The following is a 22,316-nucleotide window of genomic DNA, read 5'->3' as shown; positions in this document are numbered from 1 at the left end:
CTTGGCTCACGCCGACGGCTCGACGGGGTTTTCCGGCACCTGCAGCGCCACCCACTGCCAGAACAGTACATAAGTGACGCCCAGGATCACCGGGCCGATGAACAGGCCGATGATGCCTTTGACCACCATGCCGCCCAGTGCCCCGATCAGCACCACCGGCATCGGCACGTCCACCCCGCGCCCCAGCAGCAGCGGCTTGAGCACGTTGTCGGCAAGCCCGGCGACGAAGCTGTAGATGGCGAAGATGATGGTCGCCACGGTAAAGCCTTCGACGTTGAAGATGTAGATGATCACCGGCACCGTGATCAACGTGGCCGGTGCCTGGGCAATCCCCAGCATGAGGATGACGATGGCCAGCATCCCGGCCCCCGGTACCCCTTTGATGACGAAGCCGACACCGATCAGCAGCATCTGGATGAAGGCAATGCCGATCACGCCCTGGGCCACCGCGCGAATGGTGGCGGTGCACAGCTTGGCCAGTGGCTTGCCGCGCTCCTCGCCCGACACCCGCATGGCTATACGCTGCGCCGCGATTTCGCCGCGGTCACCGAACGCCATGATGATGCCCGAGACGATGATCGCCGCGATGAACAACAGGAACGCGCCGCCTGCGCTGGCTGCAGCCCCCAGCACCGTGCGCCCGGCATCCTTGAGCTGGGGCATCCACTGGTTCAGCACACCGGCCATGTTTTCCGAGGCTGCCAGCCACAGGGCATGCACCTTCGGCCCGATCAGCGGCCAGGCCGCCACCGAATCGGGAGGTGCCGGCACGCTCCAGGCCCCGCTTTTCAGCAGCGTCACCAGGCTGTCCACCGATTCGCCGATGGACATCACCACCAGGTAGATCGGCACCAGCAGCACGACCAGTACCAGCAGAACGACCAGCGTCGCCGAAAGCCCGTCCTTGAGCCCGGTGCGGCGCTGGATGCGGCAATACAGCGGGTACAAGGTCACCGCCAGGATCACCGACCACAGCATCAGCTCCAGGAACGGCTGGAACGTCTGGAAGGCGAATATCACCAGCGCAGCCACCAGGCCGGCCTTGATGAGCACATCGAGCAAGCCCCGCGACAGGCGGCTGTCCAGCTTGATACCCGGTTGCATGCATCACCTCCGAACTCCAGGTGCGCCGTGTGGCGCGATTCAGTGGCCCGCTTCAGGGGTTGCTTGTGACGGGCTGTCGTCACGCAACTGGCGCGCCAGGGCCATCATTACCAACGGCACTACCGCCATCGACAAGGTGATGGCCAGCACCAGCAGGTCATGCACCTGCTGCGCCAGCACCTGATGGTCCAGCGCCAGCTTGAACACCACGAAGGCAAACTCGCCGCCAGAGGCCAGCACCACGCCCAGGCACAGCGCCTGGGCCTGGTTCAGCCCACCCGCCGTGCGGCCCAAGCCATACAGCAGCGGCAACTTGATGACCACCAGCAGCAGGGTCAGCCCCAGCACCATTAACGGCATGCCGAACAGCAAGCGCAGGTCGGCGCTCATCCCCACGCCAACGAAGAACAGCCCCAGCAGCAAACCCTTGATGGGCTCGATCTGGGTTTCCAGTTCGTGGCGGAAAGGCGACTCGGCCATCAACACGCCCGCCAGAAATGCCCCGAGCGCCATCGACACGCCCACGTGCTCCATCACCCAGGCGGTGCCCAGCACCACCAGCAAGGCGGTAGCGGTCGACAGCTCGGGCAGGCCCGAACCGACTGTCCATTTGAAGACAGGGGTCAACAGGTAGCGGCCAAAGATGATCAGCACACCTATGCCAACCACCACCGCCAGCACCGGCCAGGCACCTTCGTCGGCGGTGCTGACATCACCACCGAGCAGCGGCACCACGGCAATCAGCGGGATCGCGGCAATGTCCTGGAACAGCAGGATCGCCACGGCCAGGCGGCCGTGCGGCTTGCCCAGGTCCTTGCGCTCGGCCAGTACCTGCAGGCCAAACGCGGTGGACGACAGCGCAAGGCCCAGGCCCAGCACGATGGCAGCCGGCTTCGACTGGCCGAACAGCCAGTACGCCAGCAGGCCAAGCACTACAGCACTCAGGCCCACTTGTAGCGAGCCGACACCAAACAGCGCCCGGCGCATGCTCCACAAACGCCGCGGCGACAGCTCCAGGCCGATGACGAATAGCAGCATCACCACACCCATCTCCGACAGGCGTGCCACGTTATCCGGGTTGTTCAGCAAGCCAAACACCGATGGCCCTATCAGGATGCCCGCCAGCAGATAGCCGGGCACCGCCCCCATTTTCAAACGCTGCGCCAGCGGTACCAGAAGCACCACGGCCAGCAGGAACACCACCGTCGCCTGCAACAGGCTGCCATCATGTGGCATAGGCTCGCACCCTCGCTGCTCCCCGTGGGGAGAGATCAGAAACGCTCTTCGACGACTTTGAACGGGTAGTTGACGGCCTTGTATTTGCCGATCTTGCCGCGCTTGGGCAACTTCACCAGCCCGTCGCGGGTAATGTCCTTGTAGGGGATGCGCGTCAGCAGATGGCTGATGATGTTCAGCCGGGCACGGCGCTTGTCGTTGGAATGGGCCATGAACCACGGTGCCCAGGACGAGTCGGAGGCGGCGAACATGTCGTCGCGGGCCCGGGTGTATTCATCCCAGCGGGTGTACGACTTGAGGTCCATCGGTGACAGCTTCCACAGCTTGCGGCCATCATTGATGCGGTCCTGCAGGCGGCGGGTCTGCTCTTCGGCGCTGACCTCCAGCCAGTACTTGATGAGGATGATCCCCGACTCGACCATCATCTTTTCGAACAGCGGCACCACGGTGAGAAACTTGCTGCTCTGTTCTTCGCTGCAAAAGCCCATCACCCGCTCGACACCGGCGCGGTTGTACCAGCTGCGGTCGAAGATCACTACCTCGCCCGCGGCAGGCAGGTGGCCCAGGTAGCGTTGCACATACATCTGGGTCTTTTCCCGCTCGGTCGGTGCCGGCAGCGCCACCACGCGAAATACTCGCGGGCTGACGCGCTCGGTAATGGCCTTGATGGTACCGCCCTTGCCGGCGCCATCGCGGCCCTCGAAGACAATGCACACCTTCAGGCCCTTGGCCACCACCCATTCCTGCAGCTTCACCAGTTCCACATGCAGCTGCTTGAGTGCCTTCTCGTACGCCTTGCCGCCCAGTTTCTCCGGCTGGTCCTTGAGGTCTTTTTTCCTGGACGACTTCGACATGGCACTCTCCTGAGGGCGAATGAAGAGTCAGTATGGTCGATCCATGGCAGTTTGCCGCTTCGCTTGTGGATTTCGCAGGCTTGCTTCTATCTCATTGATTCTGCGAGTGCTGGTGAGTGTTCCAGGGAGGGTGTGGGAGCGGGTTTACCGCGAATGCGTCATTGAAGCTACCGACGCATTCGCGGGTGAACCCGCTCCCACAAGGTACGGGGGTGCCTTCGAGGCCGGATTACTTGGCCAGTTTGTTGTAGCTGGTCATCAGGTTGCGGTAATCCGGAATATGGTTGGAGAACAGCGTGCCCAGCCCTTCGATGTCGTTGCGCCAGTCACGGTGCAGCTCGCAGGCCACGCCGAACCAGGTCATCAGTTGCGCCCCGGCGGCCTCCATGCGCCGCCAGGCCGAGTCACGGGTCAGTTCGTTGAAGGTGCCGGAGGCATCGGTGACGACAAATACCTCGAAGCCCTCCTCCAGCGCCGACAGTGCCGGGAAGGCCACGCACACTTCGGTCACCACTCCGGCAATCAGCAACTGCTTCTTGCCGGTGGCCTTGACGGCCTTGACGAAGTCCTCGTTGTCCCAGGCGTTGATGTTACCAGGCCGGGCGATGTACGGGGCGTCGGGGAACTGTTCTTTCAGTTCGGGCACCAGCGGGCCGTTGGGGCCGGTCTCGAAACTGGTGGTGAGAATGGTCGGCAGCTTGAAGTACTTGGCCAAGTCCGACAGAGCCAGGACGTTGTTCTTGAAGCGGTCGGGGTCGATGTCCCTTACCAGCGAGAGCAGGCCAGTCTGGTGGTCGACCAGCAGCACGGCGGCGTTGTTCTTGTCCAGACGCTTGTATTGGAAGGCCATGACGGTTCTCCTTGCTTCAGCGGGTTGGACTATCAGCGTAGGCAAGGATGCGGGATGGGTGGGACCGTCAGTCGGTTCGCCTGCCGAGGCCGGCGATGGGGCCGCATGGCGGCCCCTGCAATGCTCAGCCGAGCACCTTGCCAGCCACCTCATCGACCGCCGCCCTGGTGATGGCGACGATCTTTTCGGCATCCTCCTGGTTCAGCACCAACGGCGGCGCAAAACCGAGAATGTCACCATGCGGCATGGCCCGGGCGATCATCCCGCGCTCAAGGCACGCTGCCGACACCTGTGGCCCGACTTTCAACGCCGGGTCGAACGCCGTGCGCGCCTCGCGATCGGCCATGAATTCGACCGCGCAAAGCATGCCGTCACCCCGTACTTCACCTACCAGCGGGTGGCCTTCGAAGGTTTCGCGCATGCGCCGGTTCAGGTATGCCCCCACCACTTCGGCATTCTCGGTCAGGTTCTCGCGCTCGAGAATATCCAGGTTGGCCAGCGCCGCCGCCGCGCAGATCGGGTGCCCGGAGTAGGTCCAGCCGTGGCCCATCGGGCCGGCCTTCTGCGAGCCTTCTTCGATCACGTTCCACACTTTCTCACCAACGATCACTGCCGACAGAGGCGCATAGGCGCTGGTCAGGCCCTTGGCCGTGGTGATCAGGTCCGGGCGGATGTCGTAGCGCTGGCTGCCCATCTTCGAGCCCAGGCGGCCGAAGGCGCACACCACTTCGTCGGCGATCAACAGCACGTCGTAGCGATCGAGCACAGCCTGGATCGCCTTCCAGTAGCCCTTCGGCGGCACGATGATGCCACCGGTGCCCATCAGCGGCTCGCCAATGAACGCGGCGACGGTGTCGGGCCCTTCGGCCAGGATCAGTTGCTCCAGCTCGTCGGCGCAATAGCGCACGAAGGCCTGCTCATCCATGCCGGCCGGTGCCTTGCGGTACCAGTGCGGGCAGACCGTATGCTTGACGCCTTCCACCGGCAGGTCGAAATGCTGGTGGAAGCTGGGCAGGCCGGTAAGGCTGCCGGTCATGATGCCCGAGCCGTGATAGCCGCGGTCGCGAGAGATGATCTTCTTCTTGAGTGGGCGACCGAGGATGTTGTTGTAGTAGCGCACCAGCTTGACCTGGGTCTCGTTGGCATCGGACCCCGACAGGCCGTAATAGACCTTTTTCATCCCGGCCGGCGCCCAATCGATGATGCGGCTGGAAAGCTCGATGATCGCTTCGGTCGAGTGGCCGACGTAGGTGTGGTAATACGCCAGCTCCTTGGCCTGGCGATGGATGGCGTCAGCGACCTCGGTACGCCCGTAACCGATGTTCACGCAGTACAGGCCGGCGAAGGCATCGATCAGTTCGCGGCCTTCATGGTCACGCAGGCGGATGCCCTCGGCACCGGTGATGATCCGGCCCTTGAGCGCGCCGCTGGCGTGGTCATGGGCGTGGGTCGAGGGGTGCATGAAGTGGGCGCGGTCCTGTTCGAACAGCTGGCTGAAATCTTGGCTCATGGCAAACACTCCTTAGAACTGACCGTGGTGGTGCAAGCAAACGTATTTGGTTTCGACGAAGGGTTCGAAGCCCTCGCTGCCGCCTTCGCGGCCAAGGCCCGAAGCCTTCATGCCGCCAAACGGGATGGGGTGGCCGGTGAACTTGACGCCGTTGATCGCCACCATCGCGTGGTCGAGCCGGCGCACCAGCGGGTGCACGACATCGAGGCGGTTGCCGACGATGTAGGCAGCCAGGCCGTACTCGGTGTCATTGGCCAGGGTGATGGCCTGCTCCAGCGTGTCGAACGGCATGACCCCGGCAATCGGCGCAAAGTTTTCTTCCTGGTAGATGCGCATCGCCGGCGTGACATCGGCGAGCACCGTCGGCTGGAAGAACCAGCCACCCAGCGCATGGCCCTCGCCACCGACCAGGCGCCGGGCGCCACGCTGCAGGGCGTCCTCGACCCGGGCCTGGGTGGCATCGAACGCGGCCTGGTGCATCAGCGGGCCGACCTCTGCGGCCGTCTCCTCGCCATCGACCATCGCCGGGCCAACCTTCAGCGCCCGCACCGCTTCGGCGAAGCGCGCCAGGAATGCTTCGTACAACGGCCGCTGCACCATGATCCGGTTGGCCGCGCAGCAGTCCTGGCCAGACGTCTGGAACTTGGCGGCCACGGCCACCCGCACGGCCAGCTCCAGGTCGGCATCGGCGCAGACGATGAATGGCGCGTTGCCGCCCAGTTCCAGCGCCACTTTCTTCACATCCTGAGCCGCGGCTTGCAGCACCAGCTTGCCGACCCGGGTCGAGCCGGTGAAGCTGACCGTCCGCACGCGGCTGTCGCGCACCAGGGTTTCCATGGCCATCTGCGGCTCGCCGATCACCACGTTGAACACCCCCGGTGGGAGGCCGGCGTCCTCTGCCAGCTGGGCCAGGGCCAGCGCCGAGAACGGTGTTTCGTGGGCTGGTTTGACCACCACCGTGCAGCCGGCCGCCAACGCCGCAGCCGCCTTGCGGGTGATCATGGCGCTGGGGAAGTTCCACGGGGTGAGCAGCGCGCAGACCCCGACGGGCTCCTTCAGCGTACTCAGCTGGGCACCCGGAATATGGCTGGGGATGGTCTGCCCGTTGAGGCGCCGGGCCTCCTCGGCAAACCAGGGAATGAAGCTTGCCGCATAGGCGATTTCACCGCGTGCTTCGGCCAGCGGCTTGCCCTGTTCCTCGCTGAGAATGCGCGCCAGAGCCTCCTGGTGCTCGAGCATCAATTCGGCCCAGCGCCGCAACAGCGCAGCGCGGCTGTTCAGGCTCTGCTGACGCCAGGCCGGGAAAGCCCGCTGGGCGGCATCCACCGCGGCGACGATCTGCTCATGGTCCAGCAGCGGCACATGGCCGATGACCTGGCGGTTGGCCGGGTCATGCACGGCGACGCTGTTGCCACTGTGGCTGTGCAGCCATTGGCCATCGACGTGGCACAGGCTGTTGAATGGGTAGTGGTGTGACATGACTGTTCTCCATACCTCGTTGTCGTGGCGCCAGGTTCAGGCCAGTACGTCGGCGATCACCGCCAGGGTGTCGCCGCACTGCACCAGGCCGGGAAAGTGCCGGGCTGCGAGCAAGCCATTGCGTCGGGCGCGGTACTCGACCGGGGCGCTGCCGGTGCGGCGGATGTCATGGATACGGGCGATCACTTCGCCCTGGCTGACCGTTTCACCCAGGTCGCGGCACATCTCCAGCAAGCCGTCGTGCTCGCTGGCGATGAAGCAATCGCCATCGGGCATGTCCAGCAGGGTTGTCTCGCCCTGCTCCACTTCGCCGGCGAGGATGCCGGCGTGAATCAGCACATTGCGCACGCCGCGCTCCGCCAGGGCCACGCTTTTCGCCGTGGAGGTGCCACCACCGCCCAGTTCGGTGGTGATGAACACCTTGCCCTGCTCTTCTGCCGCGGTGTCGTACATCGCCTGCGCATCCAGTTCGAGCATGCGCATGCTGTAGGGCGCGGCGAAGGCTTGCATGCCAGCTTCACAACGGGCCTGCTGGGCCTTGTCGGGCAGCACATGGCATGCAGCAAACGGCAGGAAATCGAGGGTGCGACCACCGGAGTGGATATCCAGGACGATATCGGCCAACGGCAGCAAGGTGCGGCGGAAATAGTCGGCGATCTTTTCCGTCACGCTGCCATCAGGCCGGCCAGGGAAGCTGCGGTTGAGGTTGCCCCGGTCGATCGGCGAGGTGCGGGTGCCCGCCTGGAACGCCGGTGTGTTCATGAACGGCACGATGATCACCCGCCCGCTTACCTGCCCGGCCTGCAGCTGCTGGGCCAGCTTGCTCAGCGCCACCGGGCCTTCGTATTCGTCACCGTGATTGCCACCCGTGAGCAAGGCTGTCGGGCCATTGCCGTTCCTGACCACCGTCAGCGGAATCATCACCGCCCCCCAGGCCGAGTCGTCACGCGAGTACGGCAGCTTGAGGAAGCCGTGCTGCACGCCGTCCTGCTCGAAATCCAAGGTACAGGTGATGGGGTTGGCCACCGTGGCGGCGGCCTGTGCGATTGCATTCATGGGTCAGTCCTTCACGAACAGCTGGCGCGGCACGTTGCACAGGGTCTCGACCCCGGTCTCGGTGATAAGGATGCTTTCGGTGATCTCCAGGCCCCAGTCATCCATCCACAGCCCCGGCATGAAGTGGAAGGTCATGCCCGGTTGCAGCACGCTGGTGTCGCTCGGGCGCAGGCTCATGGTGCGCTCGCCCCAATCTGGCGGGTAGCTGATACCGATCGGGTAACCACAGCGGCTGTCCTTGTGGATGCCGAACTTCTCCAGCACACGGAAGAACGCCCTGGCGATGTCACCGGTGGTGTTGCCTGGCCGCGCGGCATCGAGGCCGGCCGCGATACCTTCGACCACCGCCTTTTCGCCATCGAGAAAGTGTTGCGGCGGCTTGCCCAGGTACACGGTGCGCGACAGCGGGCAGTGGTAGCGCTTGTAGCAGCCGGCAATCTCGAAGAACGTGCCGGCGCCGCGGGTGAACGGTGAATCGTCCCAGGTAAGGTGCGGCGCGCTGGCATCAGCGCCAGTCGGCAACAACGGCACGATGGCCGGGTAGTCGCCGCCATGGCCATCGACACCGAGGATGCCGCTGCGGTAGATCTCGGCTACCAGCTCGTTCTTGCGCATGCCGGGCTCGATGCGTTCGAGGATGCACCCGTGCATCTGTTCGACGATGCGCGCGGCGATACGCATGTATTCGATTTCCTGCGGCGACTTGACCGCCCGCTGCCAGTTGACCAGCCCGGCGGCATCGCTGAAACGCGCCTGCGGCAGGTGCTTGCACAGCGCCTGGTAGGCCGCCGCGCTGAAGTAGTAGTTGTCCATCTCCACGCCGATGCTCAGGCCGCCCCAGCCCTTGGCCAGAATCACCTCCTGGCACAGGTAGTCCATCGGGTGGCGCTCGCGTGACTGCACATAGATATCCGGGTAGCCGACGATGTTGTCGTGCTGCATGAACACCGTGCGCCTTGCGCCATTGGCGTCCTGGCCACGGCCAAACCAGACCGGCTCGCCATCGAGCGCCAGCAGCACGCACTGGTGCACGTAGAACGACCAGCCGTCATAGCCGGTAAGCCAGGCCATGTTCGATGGATCGGTAACCAGCAAAAGCTCCAGGCCCTGTGCCTGCATGGCCGCGCGGGTCTTGGCCAGGCGCTGGGCGTACTCCTGCCGACTGAACGGCAGGTTGACCACTGTCTGTGACATACGGATGCCCTTCTTGTGAGTGGGTTGTGAAAACTGTCAGCTGTGAAACGCCAGGCCTTTGTGGGCGGCGATTGCGCGTTCGAAGGCAAGGTTGGCGATGGCGGTGTCCTGGGCCCCGGTGCCGGTCAGGTCGCACAGGGTGACCTCTTCGGCCTGCACACGGCCCGGGTGCAGGCCGGCGATGATCTGGCCCAGCTCGGAATGAACGGCCTGTTCGCTGACCGCGCCAGCGCGCAAGGCGTGGTGCAGTTCGCCCAGCACGCGGGTCTGGCTCAGGCGGTCGGCGACATAACGATCGAGCCGGGCCAGGGCCGTGGGCGCGATCTCGTTCTTGTGCTCGGCATCCGAGCCCATGGCAGTGATGTGCAGCCCCGGTTGCAGGTGATGCGGCTGGATCAGCGGCTCGCGGCTGGGGGTGCAAGTGATGGCGATATCGACCGCCTGCATGGCCTGGTCGACACTGTCGCAGGCCTGTACCTGCAGTTGCCCATCACGCCCCAGGTCATCACATAACGCTGCGGTTCTCTGCGCATCGCGCCCCCACACCTTGACCTGCTCGATCGGCCGCACCAGGCGCAGTGCCTGCAGCTGCAGGCGTGCCTGTTCGCCACTGCCGATCAAGGCCACGCTGCGGCTGTCCTGCCGCGACAGCCAGCGTGCAGCTACCGCACCGGCTGCAGCGGTGCGCACAGCGGTGAGGTAGCCGTTGTCGAGGAGCAAGGCATCGAGCAGGCCAGTGCGGGCCGACAGCAGTATCATCATGCCGTTGAGGCTGGGCAGGCCAAGCTTGGGGTTGTCGAAAAAGCCCGGGCTGACCTTGATCGCGAAACGCTCCAGCCCAGGCAGGTAGGCGGTTTTCACGTCCACCTCGCCGTTGTGCTCGGGCACATCCAGGCGCAGGATCGGCGGCATTGCCACCTTGGCCGTGGCAAGCAGGGCAAAGGCCTGCTCGATGGCATCGATCGCGTTGCGGTCGAGGGTGATGCAGCTACGCAGGTCGGCTTCGCTGAGCAAGGTGATGGCCGGCATTCGAATACCTCCAGTGAAGGAAACGTGAATTTCAGGCGTCGCCGCCGTTGATGACGCGCTGATGCTGTGCGCTGTCGACGTTGCGCCCGCTGACCACCACCACGACCGGGCCGCGGGCCGTCACCAGGCCGTCGAGCAGCGCGGCGATGCCGACTGCGCCGGCACCTTCGAGTACCAACCGTTCGTGCTGGTAGGCGTGGCGCATGCCATTGGCGATCGACGCTTCCGGCAGCAGGTGGAGTTGGTCGAGCAGACGCTGGGTCATGCTCAGGGTGTGCTGGTTGCCCAGGCCGATGCCGCCACCAAGCGAGTCGGCGAGTGTCGGCAGCTCTTCTACCTCGACTGGCCTGCCGGCCTGCAGGCTGGCGTACATCGCCGCACCGCGCTGCATGCTGATGCCATGGGTGGTGATCGCCGGCTTTATGCTTTTCATGGCCAACGCCACACCCGCGAACAGGCCACCACCGGAGAGCGGAATCAGCACCTGCTCCACCTCGGGCAACTGCTCGATGATTTCCAGGCCCAGCGTGCCCTGGCCGGCGATGACCTGAGGGTGATCGAAAGGTGGAATAAGCGTTGCACCCTGTTGCTCGGCATGTTCTTGCGCGGCCTGTTGGGCATCGTCCTGGGAGTGGCCGACGATGCACACTTCGGCGCCCAGGTCGCGGATGGCCTGGACCTTGTTGGCTGGCACCAGTTGCGAAAGAAACACGGTTGCCTTCACGCCCAGTTGTGCAGCAGCGTGGGCCACCGCCCGGCCGTGATTACCGGTGGAGGCCGTAACCACGCCGCAAGCGCGTTGTTCCGCGCTGAGTGCGGCGATGGCATTGCTGGCGCCGCGCAGCTTGAAGCTGCCGGTGGTCTGCAGGGCTTCGAGCTTCAGGTAGACCGCCGTGCCCAGGTGCCGTGACAGGCTGGGGGAAAGTTCCAGCGGCGTGCTGCGCACCAGGCCGTGGATACGCTGGCGGGCGAGGTAGAGATCGTGAAGCGAGAGCGCTGACATGACCGGGACCCAACAAGTGAGCTGATGTTGGGCGGAGTGTATGAGGCGAAAATTGTCGTGATGAATGTACTAGGGCAATTTGCGTCGGAATTTGTTTTAGCCTGTACCGGCCTCTTCGCGGGTAAACCCGCTCCCACAGGAATCGCGCATTTCGTGAACCTCGCACGGAACCTGTGGGAGCGGGTTTACCCGCGAAGAGGCCGGTACAGGCCGCTCAAAGCTCGTGGATTTGCGGATACTGCCCGAACAACTCCCGCATATCGCCAAAGGCCTGGCGCAACTTTGCCTCGGAACACTCGGCGCCCACGCACAAGCGCACGGCCCGTGGCCGCGGTGTACCGCGCACCAGGAACGGCTCCGGCGGCGTCACCGCAATCTGCAGGCGGCGCAAGGCACGCACCAGGCTGTCCACTTCCCAGCGCTCGGGAATGTTCAGCCACGCCCCCAGGGCATGGGCGTGCTGACCACGCACATAATCCCCCAGGTATTCACGCAACAACGCCTGACGCTCGCCCAGCAAGGTGCGCTGCAGCGCCACCAGCTGCGCCGCGCGCCCGTCGTTGATCCAGCGCGATGCAATCTCCGCCACCAAGGGCGTGGCCATCCAGCTGTTGACCCGCAAGATGCTCTCGGTGCGCAGCGCCAGGCGCTTGGGCATGGCCAGATAGCCCACGCGCAGGCCGGTAAGCACCGACTTGGTCATGCTGGTGCAGTAGAACGACAGCTCCGGCGCATAGGAACTGAGTGGCCTGGCATGGCTGCCACCCAGTAGCGGCCCGTAAACGTCATCTTCGATGATATGCACACCAAAGCGCCGGGCAATTTCGGCAATCTCCTGGCGGCGGCTGTCGGGCATCAGGCTGACGGTCGGGTTGTTGAGGTTGGGTGTGCACACCAGCGCGGTCACCCGCTCGTTGCTGCAGATGTCCTCGAAATGCTCCGGGTTGATACCCTCGCGGTCCATCTCCAGGCCTTTGAGGGTAAAACCGAGCACCTGTGAATTGCCGATCACGCCATGGTCGGTCAACCCCTCGCACAGCACCACATCATCCGGCCCGGCCAGCGAGGCCAGGGCCAGGAAGATGGCGTGGGCGGCGCCGTTGGTGACCAGCACATCGTCACGCTCGACCTGCATGCCCAGGCCGGCAAGCCAGCGCACCGCCGCCTCGCGGTGGCTCTCGAAACCGGCGATGGGCCGGTAGGCATGGATCCACGGCTGCTCCTCCTCCAAAGCCAGCTCGGCGCAGGTGTCGCGCCAGATGCGCTCATGCACCTGGGTGTGCAGGATGCGGGTGATGGAGAAGTCGACCAGGGTTCGCTCGGGCAGGTCGATGATGTCATCCGACACACGGTCGCTCATGCGCCGGCTGACGAAACTGCCACGGCCGATCTCGCAACGCACCAGGCCTTGGCGCTCCAGTTCCTTGTAGGCATTGGTCACGGTCTGCACGCTGATGCCCAGGGCATCGGCTACCTGCCGCTGCGGTGGCAGGCGCTGGTCATGTACCAATACGCCGCGCTCGATCTCGCCGGTGACGGCCTGGACCAGGATCTTGTATTTGGACTCGCCGATGCGGGCGGCGTCCAGGGCTGCCTTCCAACTGTGCATCATGATGTTCGCTTCACTTGCCGGGGCCAGGGTCACAGCATCCCCCGTACAAGTGCTTCGGGCAATTGTCCTAGTGCAATGCCATCGCCGTTTCAGCTTTTGTATGCTCGGCCCAAGGTCGAACTCCCGCTGCCCGGCAGCTTCGAACAAAAGACCGACCTGCTTTCGCTGTTTTGCTCCACTGCCTCCTAACACAGAGCCGTCGACGACGGTTTTTATAACAAACAGGAGCTTCATTGATGAGCCAGCCTTTCAACGTTCCACGCCCCTTCCAGCGCCTGCTGATGGCCTGTGCCACCTTCGGTGTGCTTGCCAGCGCCCAGGCCGCCAGCCTGGACGAAATCAAGGAAACCAGCCACATCCGCATCGGCTACGCCAACGAAACCCCGTTCGCCTTCACCGAGACCGATGGCCGGGTAACCGGGGAGTCACCGGAAATCGCCAAGATCATCTTCGGGAAAATGGGCATCAAACAGGTCGATGGCGTGCTCACCGAGTGGGGTTCGTTGATCCCGGGCTTGCGCGCCGGGCGCTTCGATGTGATTGCCGCCGGCATGTACATCACCCCGGCACGCTGCAAGCAGGTGATCTTCACCGACCCGCAGTACGCCCTGCCCGACACCCTGCTGGTGGCACAGGGCAATCCGAAGAACCTGCACAGCTACGCCGACATCGCCAGGAACCCGGACGTGAAGCTGGCGATCATGGCCGGCACGGTCAACCTCGCCTATGCCCGCGACTCCGGCATCACGGATGCGCAGATCCTTCAGGTGCCGGACACCACCGCCCAGTTGCAGGCCGTGCGCGCCGGCCGCGCCGATGCTGCCGTGGGCACCCAGCTGACCATGAAGGGCCTGGCAAAAAAGGGTGGCGACAAGGTCGAGGCAATCAGCGACTTCACCGATGACCCGGCCCATACCGGCTACGGTGCCCTGGCCTTCCGCCCCGAGGACAAAGCCCTGCGCGACGCGGTCAACGCCGAGATGAAGAAGTGGCTGGGCAGCGAGGAGCATCTGAAGACCGTCGCGCCGTTCGGCTTCGACCGCAGCAACGTGACTGACAAGACCGCCGCCGAGCTCTGTGCCCAGCAGTGAATCGAGGTGGCATGGCGCTTGCCGTGCCATTCCCTGTGTAAACCGATTATTCAGGTCGAACCATGGGTGAATTGATACCGTTGTTACTGCAAGGCGCCTGGATCACCATCCAGGTCACCTTCTTCGGCTCGCTGCTGGCCATCGTCGCCGCGATCCTCGCCGCCCTCGGCCGGCGTTCGTCATGGCGGCCATTGAGCTGGCTGTGCGTGGCCTACATCGAGCTGTTCCGCGGCACCTCGTTGCTGGTGCAGTTGTTCTGGCTGTTCTTCGTATTGCCGCTGCCACCGTTCAACCTCGAACTCAGCGCCTACACCGTGGCCATCGTCGGCCTCGGGCTGCATATCGGTGCCTACGGTGCCGAAGTGATGCGCGGGGCGATCAGCTCGGTGGCCAAGGGGCAGTACGAAGCCTGCACCGCGCTGAACATGCCCGCCACCATCCGCTTCCGGCGGATCATCCTGCCGCAGGCATTGCTGGCGGCCATCGCACCTGGCACCAACCTGCTGATCGAACTGCTGAAGAACACCTCGCTGGTGTCGCTGATCACCCTGTCGGACCTTAGCTTCCGCGCCCGTCAGCTGGACCAGGCGACCTTCCAGACCCTGGAAATCTTCAGCCTCACCCTGCTGCTCTACTTCGTCCTGGCGCAGGTCATCAACTTCCTCATGCGTCGGGTCGAACGGCGCCTGAGCCGCGGTCGCCTGCGGGGGAGCCTGTCATGAATTTCTGGGACTGGAACTACGTCGCGCAAATCCTGCCCGACTTGCTGCAGGCGTCGCTGAAAACCCTGGGCATCACCTTGGTTGGCTTCCTGATCGCAGTGGTGCTGGGCCTGTTTCTGGCCATCGCCCGACGCAGCCGCCAGGCCTGGCTGTCGTGGCCGGTGGCATTGCTGATCGAGTTCATCCGCAGTACGCCGCTGCTGATCCAGGTGTATTTCCTCTACTACGTGCTGCCCAACTACGGGGTCAACATGACGGCCATGCAGGCCGGCATCATCGGTATCGGCGTGCACTACGCCTGTTACCTGGCCGAGGTTTACCGCGGCGGCCTCGACTCGGTAGCGCGCAGCCAATGGGAAGCGGTGGTCGCCCTCAACTTCGCGCCGTGGACCGCCTACCGGGCAGTCATCCTGCCCCAGGCGATTCGGCCGATCCTGCCGCCGTTGGGCAACTACCTGATCGCCATGCTCAAGGACACCCCGGTGCTGTCGGCCATCACCGTGGTGGAAATCATGCAGCAGGCCAAGAACATCGGCTCCGAAAGCTTCCGCTACCTCGAGCCGATCACCCTGGTCGGTCTGTTCTTCCTGGCCTTGAGCGTCGCTCTGGCCTACCTCGTTCGGCGCCTTGAAGTGCGCCTGGAGCTCCGCTGATGATCGCCCCTGTGACCCACTTCGCCACTGCCACCGCCACCCAGCCGCTGGGCACCCACATGCCCACACCGGCCATTGCCCAACCGATCGTCAGCTTCAGGGACGTGACCAAACGCTACGGCAGCTTCACCGTGCTCGACGGCCTCAACCTCGATGTCGCCCCCGGCGAAAAGGTGGCGATCATCGGCCCCAGCGGCTCGGGCAAGTCGACGTTGCTGCGGGTACTGATGACGCTTGAGGGCATCGACCAGGGCATGATCGAAGTCGATGGCGAATCGCTCACCCACATGCCCGGGCGCAACGGCGCGCAGCTCATCGCCAACGAGCGCCATGTACGCAAAGTGCGGGCGAAGATCGGCATGGTGTTCCAGAGTTTCAACCTGTTCCCGCACATGAGTGCCTTGCAGAACGTGATCGAGGCCCCGGTCCAGGTGTTGGGCGTGAAGCCGGCCGAGGCGCGCGAACGGGCTGCCGAGCTGCTGGAGATGGTTGGCCTGGGCAACAAGTTCGAGCATTACCCGTCGCAGTTGTCCGGTGGCCAGCAACAGCGCGTGGCGATTGCCCGGGCGCTGGCGATGCGGCCCAAGGTGATGCTGTTCGACGAAGTGACCTCGGCGCTGGACCCGGAACTGTGTGGCGAAGTGCTGAACGTGATCCGCCGGTTGGGCAGCGAGCACAACCTGACCATGCTGATGGTGACGCATCAGATGGGCTTTGCCAGGGAGTTCGCGGATCGAGTGTGCTTCTTCTACAAGGGGCAGATCCACGAACAGGGGACGCCGGCGCAGATCTACGAAAACCCGCAACAGGAGCGGACCCGGGCGTTCCTCAGTGCAGTGCGGGAGGCGAACTGACCGACGATTGTCGCTTCAGTACTCGCGCCGCTTGCGAAACGCCCAGCGCCCCACCAGCACGGTGAAGGTCGCCACCAGGGCCACCAGCACCCAGAAACCATGGGGGTTTTCCGCCAGCGGCACACCCCCGACGTTCATGCCGAAGAAACCGGCGATGATGTTGATGGGCAGCGCCAGCACGGTCACCACGGTCAGGGTGAACAGGGTGCGGTTGGTCTGTTCGTTGAGCTTGGCGGCGATTTCTTCCTGCAGCAGCTTGATCCGCTCACCGAGGGCGGTGAGGTCGCTGATCACCAGGGTGAACTCTTCTGTGGCCGCCCGCAGCTGGCGTATGTCCTGTTCCTGCAGCCAGTCGGGCGGCCGGTTGAGCAGGCGCAGCAGCGCCCCCGGCTCCAGCGCCAGCAGGCGCTGCAGGCGCACCAGCACCCGGCGCATGCTGCCCAGTTCGGCGCGGTTGTCGCTCAGGCGCTGGGACAGCAACTGGTCTTCGATGCGGTCGACGCTGGTGGTGGTTTCACGCACGATCTGGGTCAGCACATCACCCTGGTCGCGCAACAGATGGACCAGCAACTCGATGGACGAATGAAAGCGCTCGCCATGCTTGACCGACGAGCGCAGCTTGTCCACCGAATGCAGCGGCTGCAACCGCGCGCTCACCAGCAACTGGCTGCTGGCGCAGGCCCACAGCGTGGAGATGTCCGAGGACACCAGGCCGAAGTTGAACACCACATCGTTGACCACCGCCAGCAGCGCCGAGTCGGCGTGTTCGATACGGGTCGAGCGCGAACCTTCGCGCAGGGTTTCGAAGAAGGCTTCGGGCAACTGCAGGTGGGTGCGCAGCCAGCGTTCGCAGGCAGCGTGGGCCAGGTTCAGGTGCACCCAGAGAAACTCGCCAGGTTCCAGCGGCTGGCCGAGCGTGCGCAACAACTGCGCCGAATCGATTTCGCGCCCCGGCTGGCCAGGACGGAAGGCGAAGGCGTAGAGCAGGCCGAACAGGTCGTGGTCCTGTGGCAGATGCAGCGCGGGATGGCCCATTCGAACTCGCAATGAGGCACGGGGAGATGGCAGAAAGGTTGCTGAATATTCGTTGCAGTCAGATGACAGCTGGATAGCGGAAAGCCCTTTGGGCTGCGCTGTCGCGTAGAGAGCCGAATTCGCAAGCGGTCCGCATACCCTGTGGGAGCGGCTTTAGCCGCGAAGAATCCAACGCGGTGCCTGGCACCGGCTGCGCCGGTGTTCGCGGCTAAAGCCGCTCCCACAGGGTCCCTGCTAATTCAATGAGTTATGTGCAGTCTTGTGAGAACGGGCACGCCCGCTCCCACAGGGTGCGCGGCGCGAAACCTACCTTGCAACCCGCCGATACTGCTGTTTGGGGCTCCGTGGCGATTCGGGATCGGTCATTTCGATCAACCCGGCAGCGAGTGCCGGGTACAAGTAACTCTTGCGGAATGTGCCACGGTGCGAGAGGCCCAGCTGGTGCATCAATTCGCTGCTCTTCAAAGCAACGCCTGCAGGCAGCACATTCAAGAGACTCGCTACTTGGTCGGTTACTTGGTCGGTTACTTGGTCACTGTCTTCTGCTTCGATAAGCGCCTGCAACAAGGCTTCGAGCATGAATTCGACAAATGGGGTTGCTTCAGCAGCTTGGTCGGCGGCGGCCAGGGCAGCGTAGTAAGCGTCCTGCTGCTCACGAATAACGGTTTCCACCGGCAGGTACGCCAACACCGGCCGCCACTGGCTGAGGAGAAGGGTCTGCCATAACCGTCCCATTCGCCCATTACCGTCAGCAAATGGGTGGATGAATTCAAACTCGTAGTGGAATACACAACTGGTAATCAGCGGATGCCAATCGTTGTTCGCGAGCCAGTGCAACAAATCCCGCACCAGCGTCGCCACCCGGCTGGCCGGTGGCGCCATATGCAGCAGGTGAGTGCCGCGATAGATGCCCCCCCCTCCACGCCGGTAGCGGCCAGCGTCATCTATAAGCCCATGCATCAGCATGCCGTGCGCAGTGAGCAGATCGTCCTGGGACTCAGCGCGCCAACCAGGCATCGCATCGTAGGTCGCGAACGCGTTACGGACTTCCTGGATTTCACGTGGCAAGCCCAGAACCCGCTTGCCATCCAGCAAGGCGGTTACCTGCTCCACGCTCAGGGTGTTGTTCTCGATGGCGAGCGACGCCTGGATGGTGCGGATACGGTTGCCTCGGCGCAGCTGTGGCGTCAGCGCGCCATCACGGTAGGCAGTCAACAATCCCACTTGCTCGCTGATTTCGGCAACCAGAGCCAGAATGCGGGGTGTCACCGTCAGTGGTGGTTGGTAATTGCTCATTGCCTACAGCCCATGGGGATCAGCTGTCACCTTAATCCACAGATCACGCGGGGGGTAAAGAAAGCGCAGCCATCACTTCACAAATTCCTGAACTGATTATTTGCCCGCAGCGATTTTTCCCCTCGCCAACCGCCACCAGAATCGCTTCACCACAATCACAAGAACCGTGAGGCCACTCCTGTGGACCAGACACTCCAGGTACGGCAAGCCGCCGCCGACCTCGTTGCGGCATTCGCCAGCAACGACACCGCTCGCTATTTCGCCTGCTTCAGCGAAGACGCCACCTTCCTTTTCCACACCCTGCCGCAACCGCTGCTGTCGCGCCATGCCTACGAGCAACTCTGGGCCCAGTGGCAGGCCGACGGGTTTGCGGTGCTCGCCTGCGAATCGGGCAATGCCCAGGTGAGCCTGCAAGGTGACGTGGCGATCTTCATGCATGATGTGGCCACGCACATCCGCATCGCCGGCGAAGAACACCAGTTGAGCGAGCGCGAAACCATTGTCTTCCGCCGCCACGGCGAAAGGTGGCTGGCCTGCCACGAGCACCTGTCGGTCGCATCGCCGGCCTGATCATCCATTTACGCGGCCCTGCCGCCCTGCCATCGCACCCACAATAAGGCCTGCGTACTGCGCCGGCCCACAACAACCGCGCTGGAGCATCACCATGAGCCACTCGACCGGTATCGAGACCAACGGCGTCGAACAGATCCCCGACGATCAACGCGACGCCTCCCCGCTGGACCTGTTCCGCCTGATCTTCGGCGGCGCCAATACCTTCGCCACGGCCGTGCTGGGCAGCTTCCCGGTGCTGTTCGGGCTGTCGTTCCAGGCCGGAGTGTGGGCGATCCTGCTCGGCGTCGGCGTGGGCGCGCTGATCCTTGCGCCCATGGGCCTGTTCGGCGCCCTCAACGGCACCAACAACGCAGTATCGTCGGGTGCGCACTTTGGCGTGCACGGGCGCATCGTCGGTTCGTTCCTGTCGCTGCTCACCGCGGTGGCGTTCTTTTCGCTGTCGGTGTGGAGCTCGGGCGACGCCCTGGTCGGCGGCGCCAAGCGCCTGGCCGGCCTGCCGGAAACCGACCTGACCCTGGGCCTGGCCTATGGCCTGTTCGCGGTGCTGGTGCTGGTGGTGTGCATCTTCGGCTTCCGCTTCATGCTGTGGGTCAACAAGATTGCCGTGTGGGCCTCGAGCCTGCTGTTCCTGCTGGGCATCGTTGCCTTTGCCGGGCCGTTCGACGCTGGTTATGCGGGCAGCGTAAACCTCGGTCAGGCGGGCTTCTGGGCGGCATTCGTCGGTGCGGCGATCCTGGCCATGAGCAACCCGGTGTCGTTCGGTGCGTTCCTCGGCGACTGGTCGCGCTACATCCCGCGTGAAACGCCCAAGGCGCGCATCATGCTGGCGGTGATCGCGGCCCAGGGCGCGACACTGATCCCGTTCCTGTTCGGCCTGTGCACCGCCACCCTGGTGGCCACCCAGGCACCGGACTACATCGCCGCCAACAACTACGTCGGTGGCCTGCTGGCGGTGGCGCCAAGCTGGTTCTTCCTGCCGGTGTGCCTGATTGCGGTGATCGGCGGCATGTCCACCGGCACCACGGCGCTGTACGGCACCGGCCTGGACATGTCCAGCGTGTTCCCACGCCTGCTCAGCCGTGCCGGCGCCACACTGCTGATCGGCGTGCTGGCGATCGGCTTCATCTTCGTCGGCCGCTTCACCTTCAACCTGGTGCAGAGCGTGTCGACCTTCGCCGTGCTGATCATCACCTGCACCAGCCCGTGGATGGTGATCATGAGCCTCGGCCTGATCACCCGCCGCGGCTTCTACCATGCCGACGACCTGCAGGTGTTCACCCGCGGCCAGCGTGGCGGCCACTACTGGTTCCTGCATGGCTGGAACTGGCGCGGCATGGGGGCGTGGATCCCCAGCGCGGCGGTGGGCCTGTGCTTCGTCAACCTGCCAGGGCAGTTCGTCGGCCCGCTGGGCGACCTGGCCGGCGGCATCGACCTGAGCCTGCCTGTCACCCTGGGGCTGGCCGGCGTGCTGTACCTGCTGCTGCTCAACCTGTTCCCCGAACCTGCCGGAGTGTATGGCCCCCAGGGCCCGCGTTGGGTGCGTTGCAAAAGCACCGCGCACACGCCGGTAACCACCGCCGAAATGGCCTGACTGGAAACCGACCATGACCACTTCCCACTACATTGCCGGCCGCTGGGTCGAAGGCCAGGGCAGCGACTGCATCAGCGTCAATGACCCGGCCCTTGGGCAACCGTTTGCCGAACTGATGGCCGCCAGCGTCGCCCAGGTAGACCAGGCCGTGACCGCTGCCCGTGGCGCCCTGCCCGCCTGGAAAAACACCAGCGCCAGCGAACGCGCCGCCTACCTGCGCGGCTTTGCCGAACAGCTCGGGCAGCGCCGCGAAGCGTTGATCACCTTGCAGATGCGCAACAACGGCAAGCCACGTCACGAGGCGGAAATCGACCTGGACGACGCTATCGCCACCTTCGGCTACTACGCCGAACTGGCCGAGCAACTGCCATCGAAGAACATTGAAGTACCGTTGGCTGCGCCGGGCTTCAGCGCTCGTACCCGCCTGGAACCGGTGGGCGTGGTCGGCCTGATCGTGCCATGGAACTTCCCGCTGGTGACCAGCGCCTGGAAGCTCGCCCCGGCCCTGGCCGCCGGTTGCACCGTGGTGCTCAAGCCGTCGGAAGTCACCCCGCTGATCGAACAGGCCTACGGCCAGATCGCCGATGCCCTGGGGCTGCCGCCCGGGGTGCTGAACATCGTCAACGGCAAGGCCGAGACCGGTGCTGCGCTGAGCAACCACAATGGCCTGGACAAGCTGTCGTTCACCGGCAGCAATAGTGTCGGCAGCCAGGTAATGCGCAGCGCTTCGGCGCAGTGCCGGCCAGTGACGCTGGAGCTGGGCGGCAAGTCGGCGATCGTGGTGTTCGATGATTGCGACGTGGGCCAGGCGGTGGAGTGGATCGTCGCCGGCATTACCTGGAACGCCGGGCAGATGTGCTCGGCCACTTCGCGGCTGCTGGTGCAGGACGGCATTGCCGATGCATTGCTGCCGCGTTTGCAGGCCGCACTGGAACAGCTACGGGTCGGTAATCCATTGACCGAAGAGGTCGAAATGGGGCCGCTGACCAGCCAGGCGCAGTGGCTGAAGGTGGCCGGCTACTTTGCCACGGCGCGTGAGGAAGGCCTGCAGTGTCTGGCCGGTGGCAAGGCGCTGGACCGTGATGGCTGGTTCGTCAGCCCGACGCTGTATGCCGATGTGCCGAAAGACAGCCGCCTGTGGACCGAGGAAATCTTTGGCCCGGTGCTGTGCGCGCGTCGCTTTGCGACCGAGGAACAGGCGATTGCCGAGGCCAACGATAGCCGCTTCGGGCTGGTGGCTACGGTGTGCTCCGCCGACCTGGAGCGCGCCGAGCGGGTGGCCGATGCGCTGGAGGTTGGCCATGTGTGGATCAACTCGGTGCAGGCGGTGTTCGTCGAGACCTCGTGGGGTGGCACCAAGGGCAGCGGGATCGGGCGTGAGCTGGGGCCTTGGGGGTTGTCGGCCTACCAATCGGTCAAGCATGTGACGCGCTGTCTGGGTTGAGGTTTCCGGGGCCGCTTTGCGGCCCTTTCGCCGGCAAGCCATATGCAATCCCTGTGGGAGCTGGCTTGCCGGCGATCGAGGACGAAGCCCTCGCCTTGGCCCCTCAGATGTAAGACTTTTCCCAACCTGA

Annotated in this window: 20 protein-coding genes; 7 read left to right on the top strand and 13 right to left on the bottom strand. The window is 64.3% G+C overall.

The window, feature by feature from the left end; translation table 11 throughout:
- Positions 1-6: 6 nt before the first annotated feature.
- From ACGLHT_RS19235 to ACGLHT_RS19185, 11 genes are all read right to left on the bottom strand, one after another.
- On the bottom strand, positions 7-1,104 hold the full coding sequence (locus tag ACGLHT_RS19235; RefSeq protein ID WP_025337674.1) for an AI-2E family transporter: 1,098 nt from the start codon (positions 1,102-1,104) through the stop codon (positions 7-9).
- Between the two features lie 39 nt (positions 1,105-1,143).
- Positions 1,144-2,340, bottom strand: a complete 1,197-nt coding sequence (locus ACGLHT_RS19230; RefSeq protein ID WP_025337673.1) for a monovalent cation:proton antiporter-2 (CPA2) family protein — start codon at positions 2,338-2,340, stop codon at positions 1,144-1,146.
- 35 nt (positions 2,341-2,375) lie between these two features.
- A complete protein-coding gene (gene ppk2 / locus ACGLHT_RS19225) occupies positions 2,376-3,194 on the bottom strand; it encodes a polyphosphate kinase 2 (RefSeq protein ID WP_075043745.1) in 819 nt (272 codons plus the stop codon).
- A gap of 229 nt (positions 3,195-3,423) precedes the next feature.
- Positions 3,424-4,044, bottom strand: a complete 621-nt coding sequence (gene ycaC, locus ACGLHT_RS19220) for an isochorismate family cysteine hydrolase YcaC (RefSeq protein ID WP_010951959.1) — start codon at positions 4,042-4,044, stop codon at positions 3,424-3,426.
- Between the two features lie 124 nt (positions 4,045-4,168).
- Entirely contained in the window at positions 4,169-5,554 is a 1,386-nt protein-coding gene (locus tag ACGLHT_RS19215) for an aspartate aminotransferase family protein (protein ID WP_075043744.1), read from the bottom strand.
- A gap of 12 nt (positions 5,555-5,566) precedes the next feature.
- Positions 5,567-7,033 carry an NAD-dependent succinate-semialdehyde dehydrogenase gene (locus ACGLHT_RS19210; RefSeq protein ID WP_274119755.1) on the bottom strand — a complete coding sequence of 489 codons (1,467 nt, stop codon included), beginning with the start codon at positions 7,031-7,033 and terminating at the stop codon, positions 5,567-5,569.
- Positions 7,034-7,069: 36 nt separating this feature from the next.
- The gene (gene doeB, locus ACGLHT_RS19205; RefSeq protein ID WP_025337669.1) at positions 7,070-8,089 is read right to left on the bottom strand and encodes a N(2)-acetyl-L-2,4-diaminobutanoate deacetylase DoeB; all 1,020 of its coding nucleotides are present in this window, start codon (positions 8,087-8,089) and stop codon (positions 7,070-7,072) included.
- Positions 8,090-8,092: 3 nt separating this feature from the next.
- Positions 8,093-9,283: an ectoine hydrolase DoeA gene (gene doeA / locus ACGLHT_RS19200; RefSeq protein WP_025337668.1), complete on the bottom strand. Its 1,191-nt coding sequence runs from the start codon at positions 9,281-9,283 to the stop codon at positions 8,093-8,095.
- A 36-nt stretch (positions 9,284-9,319) separates the two neighbouring features.
- On the bottom strand, positions 9,320-10,312 hold the full coding sequence (eutC, locus tag ACGLHT_RS19195) for an ectoine utilization protein EutC (protein WP_274119756.1): 993 nt from the start codon (positions 10,310-10,312) through the stop codon (positions 9,320-9,322).
- Positions 10,313-10,343: 31 nt separating this feature from the next.
- Entirely contained in the window at positions 10,344-11,315 is a 972-nt protein-coding gene (gene eutB, locus ACGLHT_RS19190; RefSeq protein ID WP_274119757.1) for a hydroxyectoine utilization dehydratase EutB, read from the bottom strand.
- Between the two features lie 214 nt (positions 11,316-11,529).
- On the bottom strand, positions 11,530-12,924 hold the full coding sequence (locus tag ACGLHT_RS19185) for a PLP-dependent aminotransferase family protein (RefSeq protein WP_274119809.1): 1,395 nt from the start codon (positions 12,922-12,924) through the stop codon (positions 11,530-11,532).
- Positions 12,925-13,163: 239 nt separating this feature from the next.
- On the opposite strand from ACGLHT_RS19185, the gene ehuB reads away from it, so the two are divergent.
- The 4 genes from ehuB (at position 13,164) to ehuA (ending at position 16,247) form a co-directional block, all read left to right on the top strand.
- Positions 13,164-14,018 (top strand): ectoine/hydroxyectoine ABC transporter substrate-binding protein EhuB, encoded by an 855-nt coding sequence (gene ehuB / locus ACGLHT_RS19180; RefSeq protein WP_085665074.1) that lies wholly within the window; start codon positions 13,164-13,166, stop codon positions 14,016-14,018.
- Between the two features lie 62 nt (positions 14,019-14,080).
- Positions 14,081-14,740: an ectoine/hydroxyectoine ABC transporter permease subunit EhuC gene (gene ehuC / locus ACGLHT_RS19175; protein WP_025337663.1), complete on the top strand. Its 660-nt coding sequence runs from the start codon at positions 14,081-14,083 to the stop codon at positions 14,738-14,740.
- On the top strand, positions 14,737-15,393 hold the full coding sequence (gene ehuD / locus ACGLHT_RS19170) for an ectoine/hydroxyectoine ABC transporter permease subunit EhuD (RefSeq protein WP_137162968.1): 657 nt from the start codon (positions 14,737-14,739) through the stop codon (positions 15,391-15,393). Before ehuC ends, ehuD begins: the two co-directional genes overlap by 4 nt.
- Positions 15,394-15,452: 59 nt before the next feature.
- Positions 15,453-16,247 (top strand): ectoine/hydroxyectoine ABC transporter ATP-binding protein EhuA, encoded by a 795-nt coding sequence (ehuA, locus tag ACGLHT_RS19165; RefSeq protein WP_274119810.1) that lies wholly within the window; start codon positions 15,453-15,455, stop codon positions 16,245-16,247.
- A gap of 15 nt (positions 16,248-16,262) precedes the next feature.
- Here the strand turns inward: ehuA and ACGLHT_RS19160 are convergent, their stop codons facing one another.
- Positions 16,263-17,282 (bottom strand): transporter, encoded by a 1,020-nt coding sequence (locus ACGLHT_RS19160; RefSeq protein ID WP_024086247.1) that lies wholly within the window; start codon positions 17,280-17,282, stop codon positions 16,263-16,265.
- 306 nt (positions 17,283-17,588) lie between these two features.
- Complete coding sequence (locus tag ACGLHT_RS19155) at positions 17,589-18,578, bottom strand: Fic family protein (protein WP_274119758.1); 990 nt, start codon at positions 18,576-18,578, stop codon at positions 17,589-17,591.
- A gap of 180 nt (positions 18,579-18,758) precedes the next feature.
- Between ACGLHT_RS19155 and ACGLHT_RS19150 the strand changes: the two genes are divergently transcribed.
- The 3 genes from ACGLHT_RS19150 (at position 18,759) to ACGLHT_RS19140 (ending at position 22,186) form a co-directional block, all read left to right on the top strand.
- Positions 18,759-19,148 carry a nuclear transport factor 2 family protein gene (locus tag ACGLHT_RS19150; protein WP_274119759.1) on the top strand — a complete coding sequence of 130 codons (390 nt, stop codon included), beginning with the start codon at positions 18,759-18,761 and terminating at the stop codon, positions 19,146-19,148.
- Between the two features lie 94 nt (positions 19,149-19,242).
- Entirely contained in the window at positions 19,243-20,742 is a 1,500-nt protein-coding gene (locus ACGLHT_RS19145) for a cytosine permease (RefSeq protein ID WP_274119760.1), read from the top strand.
- A gap of 13 nt (positions 20,743-20,755) precedes the next feature.
- On the top strand, positions 20,756-22,186 hold the full coding sequence (locus ACGLHT_RS19140; protein WP_274078972.1) for an aldehyde dehydrogenase family protein: 1,431 nt from the start codon (positions 20,756-20,758) through the stop codon (positions 22,184-22,186).
- Positions 22,187-22,316: the final 130 nt, after the last annotated feature.

It is taken from the genome of Pseudomonas sp. PsB (assembly GCF_043658375.1).
GTDB lineage: Bacteria > Pseudomonadota > Gammaproteobacteria > Pseudomonadales > Pseudomonadaceae > Aquipseudomonas > Aquipseudomonas putida_Z.
This window is presented reverse-complemented; position numbering and strand designations above follow the sequence as displayed.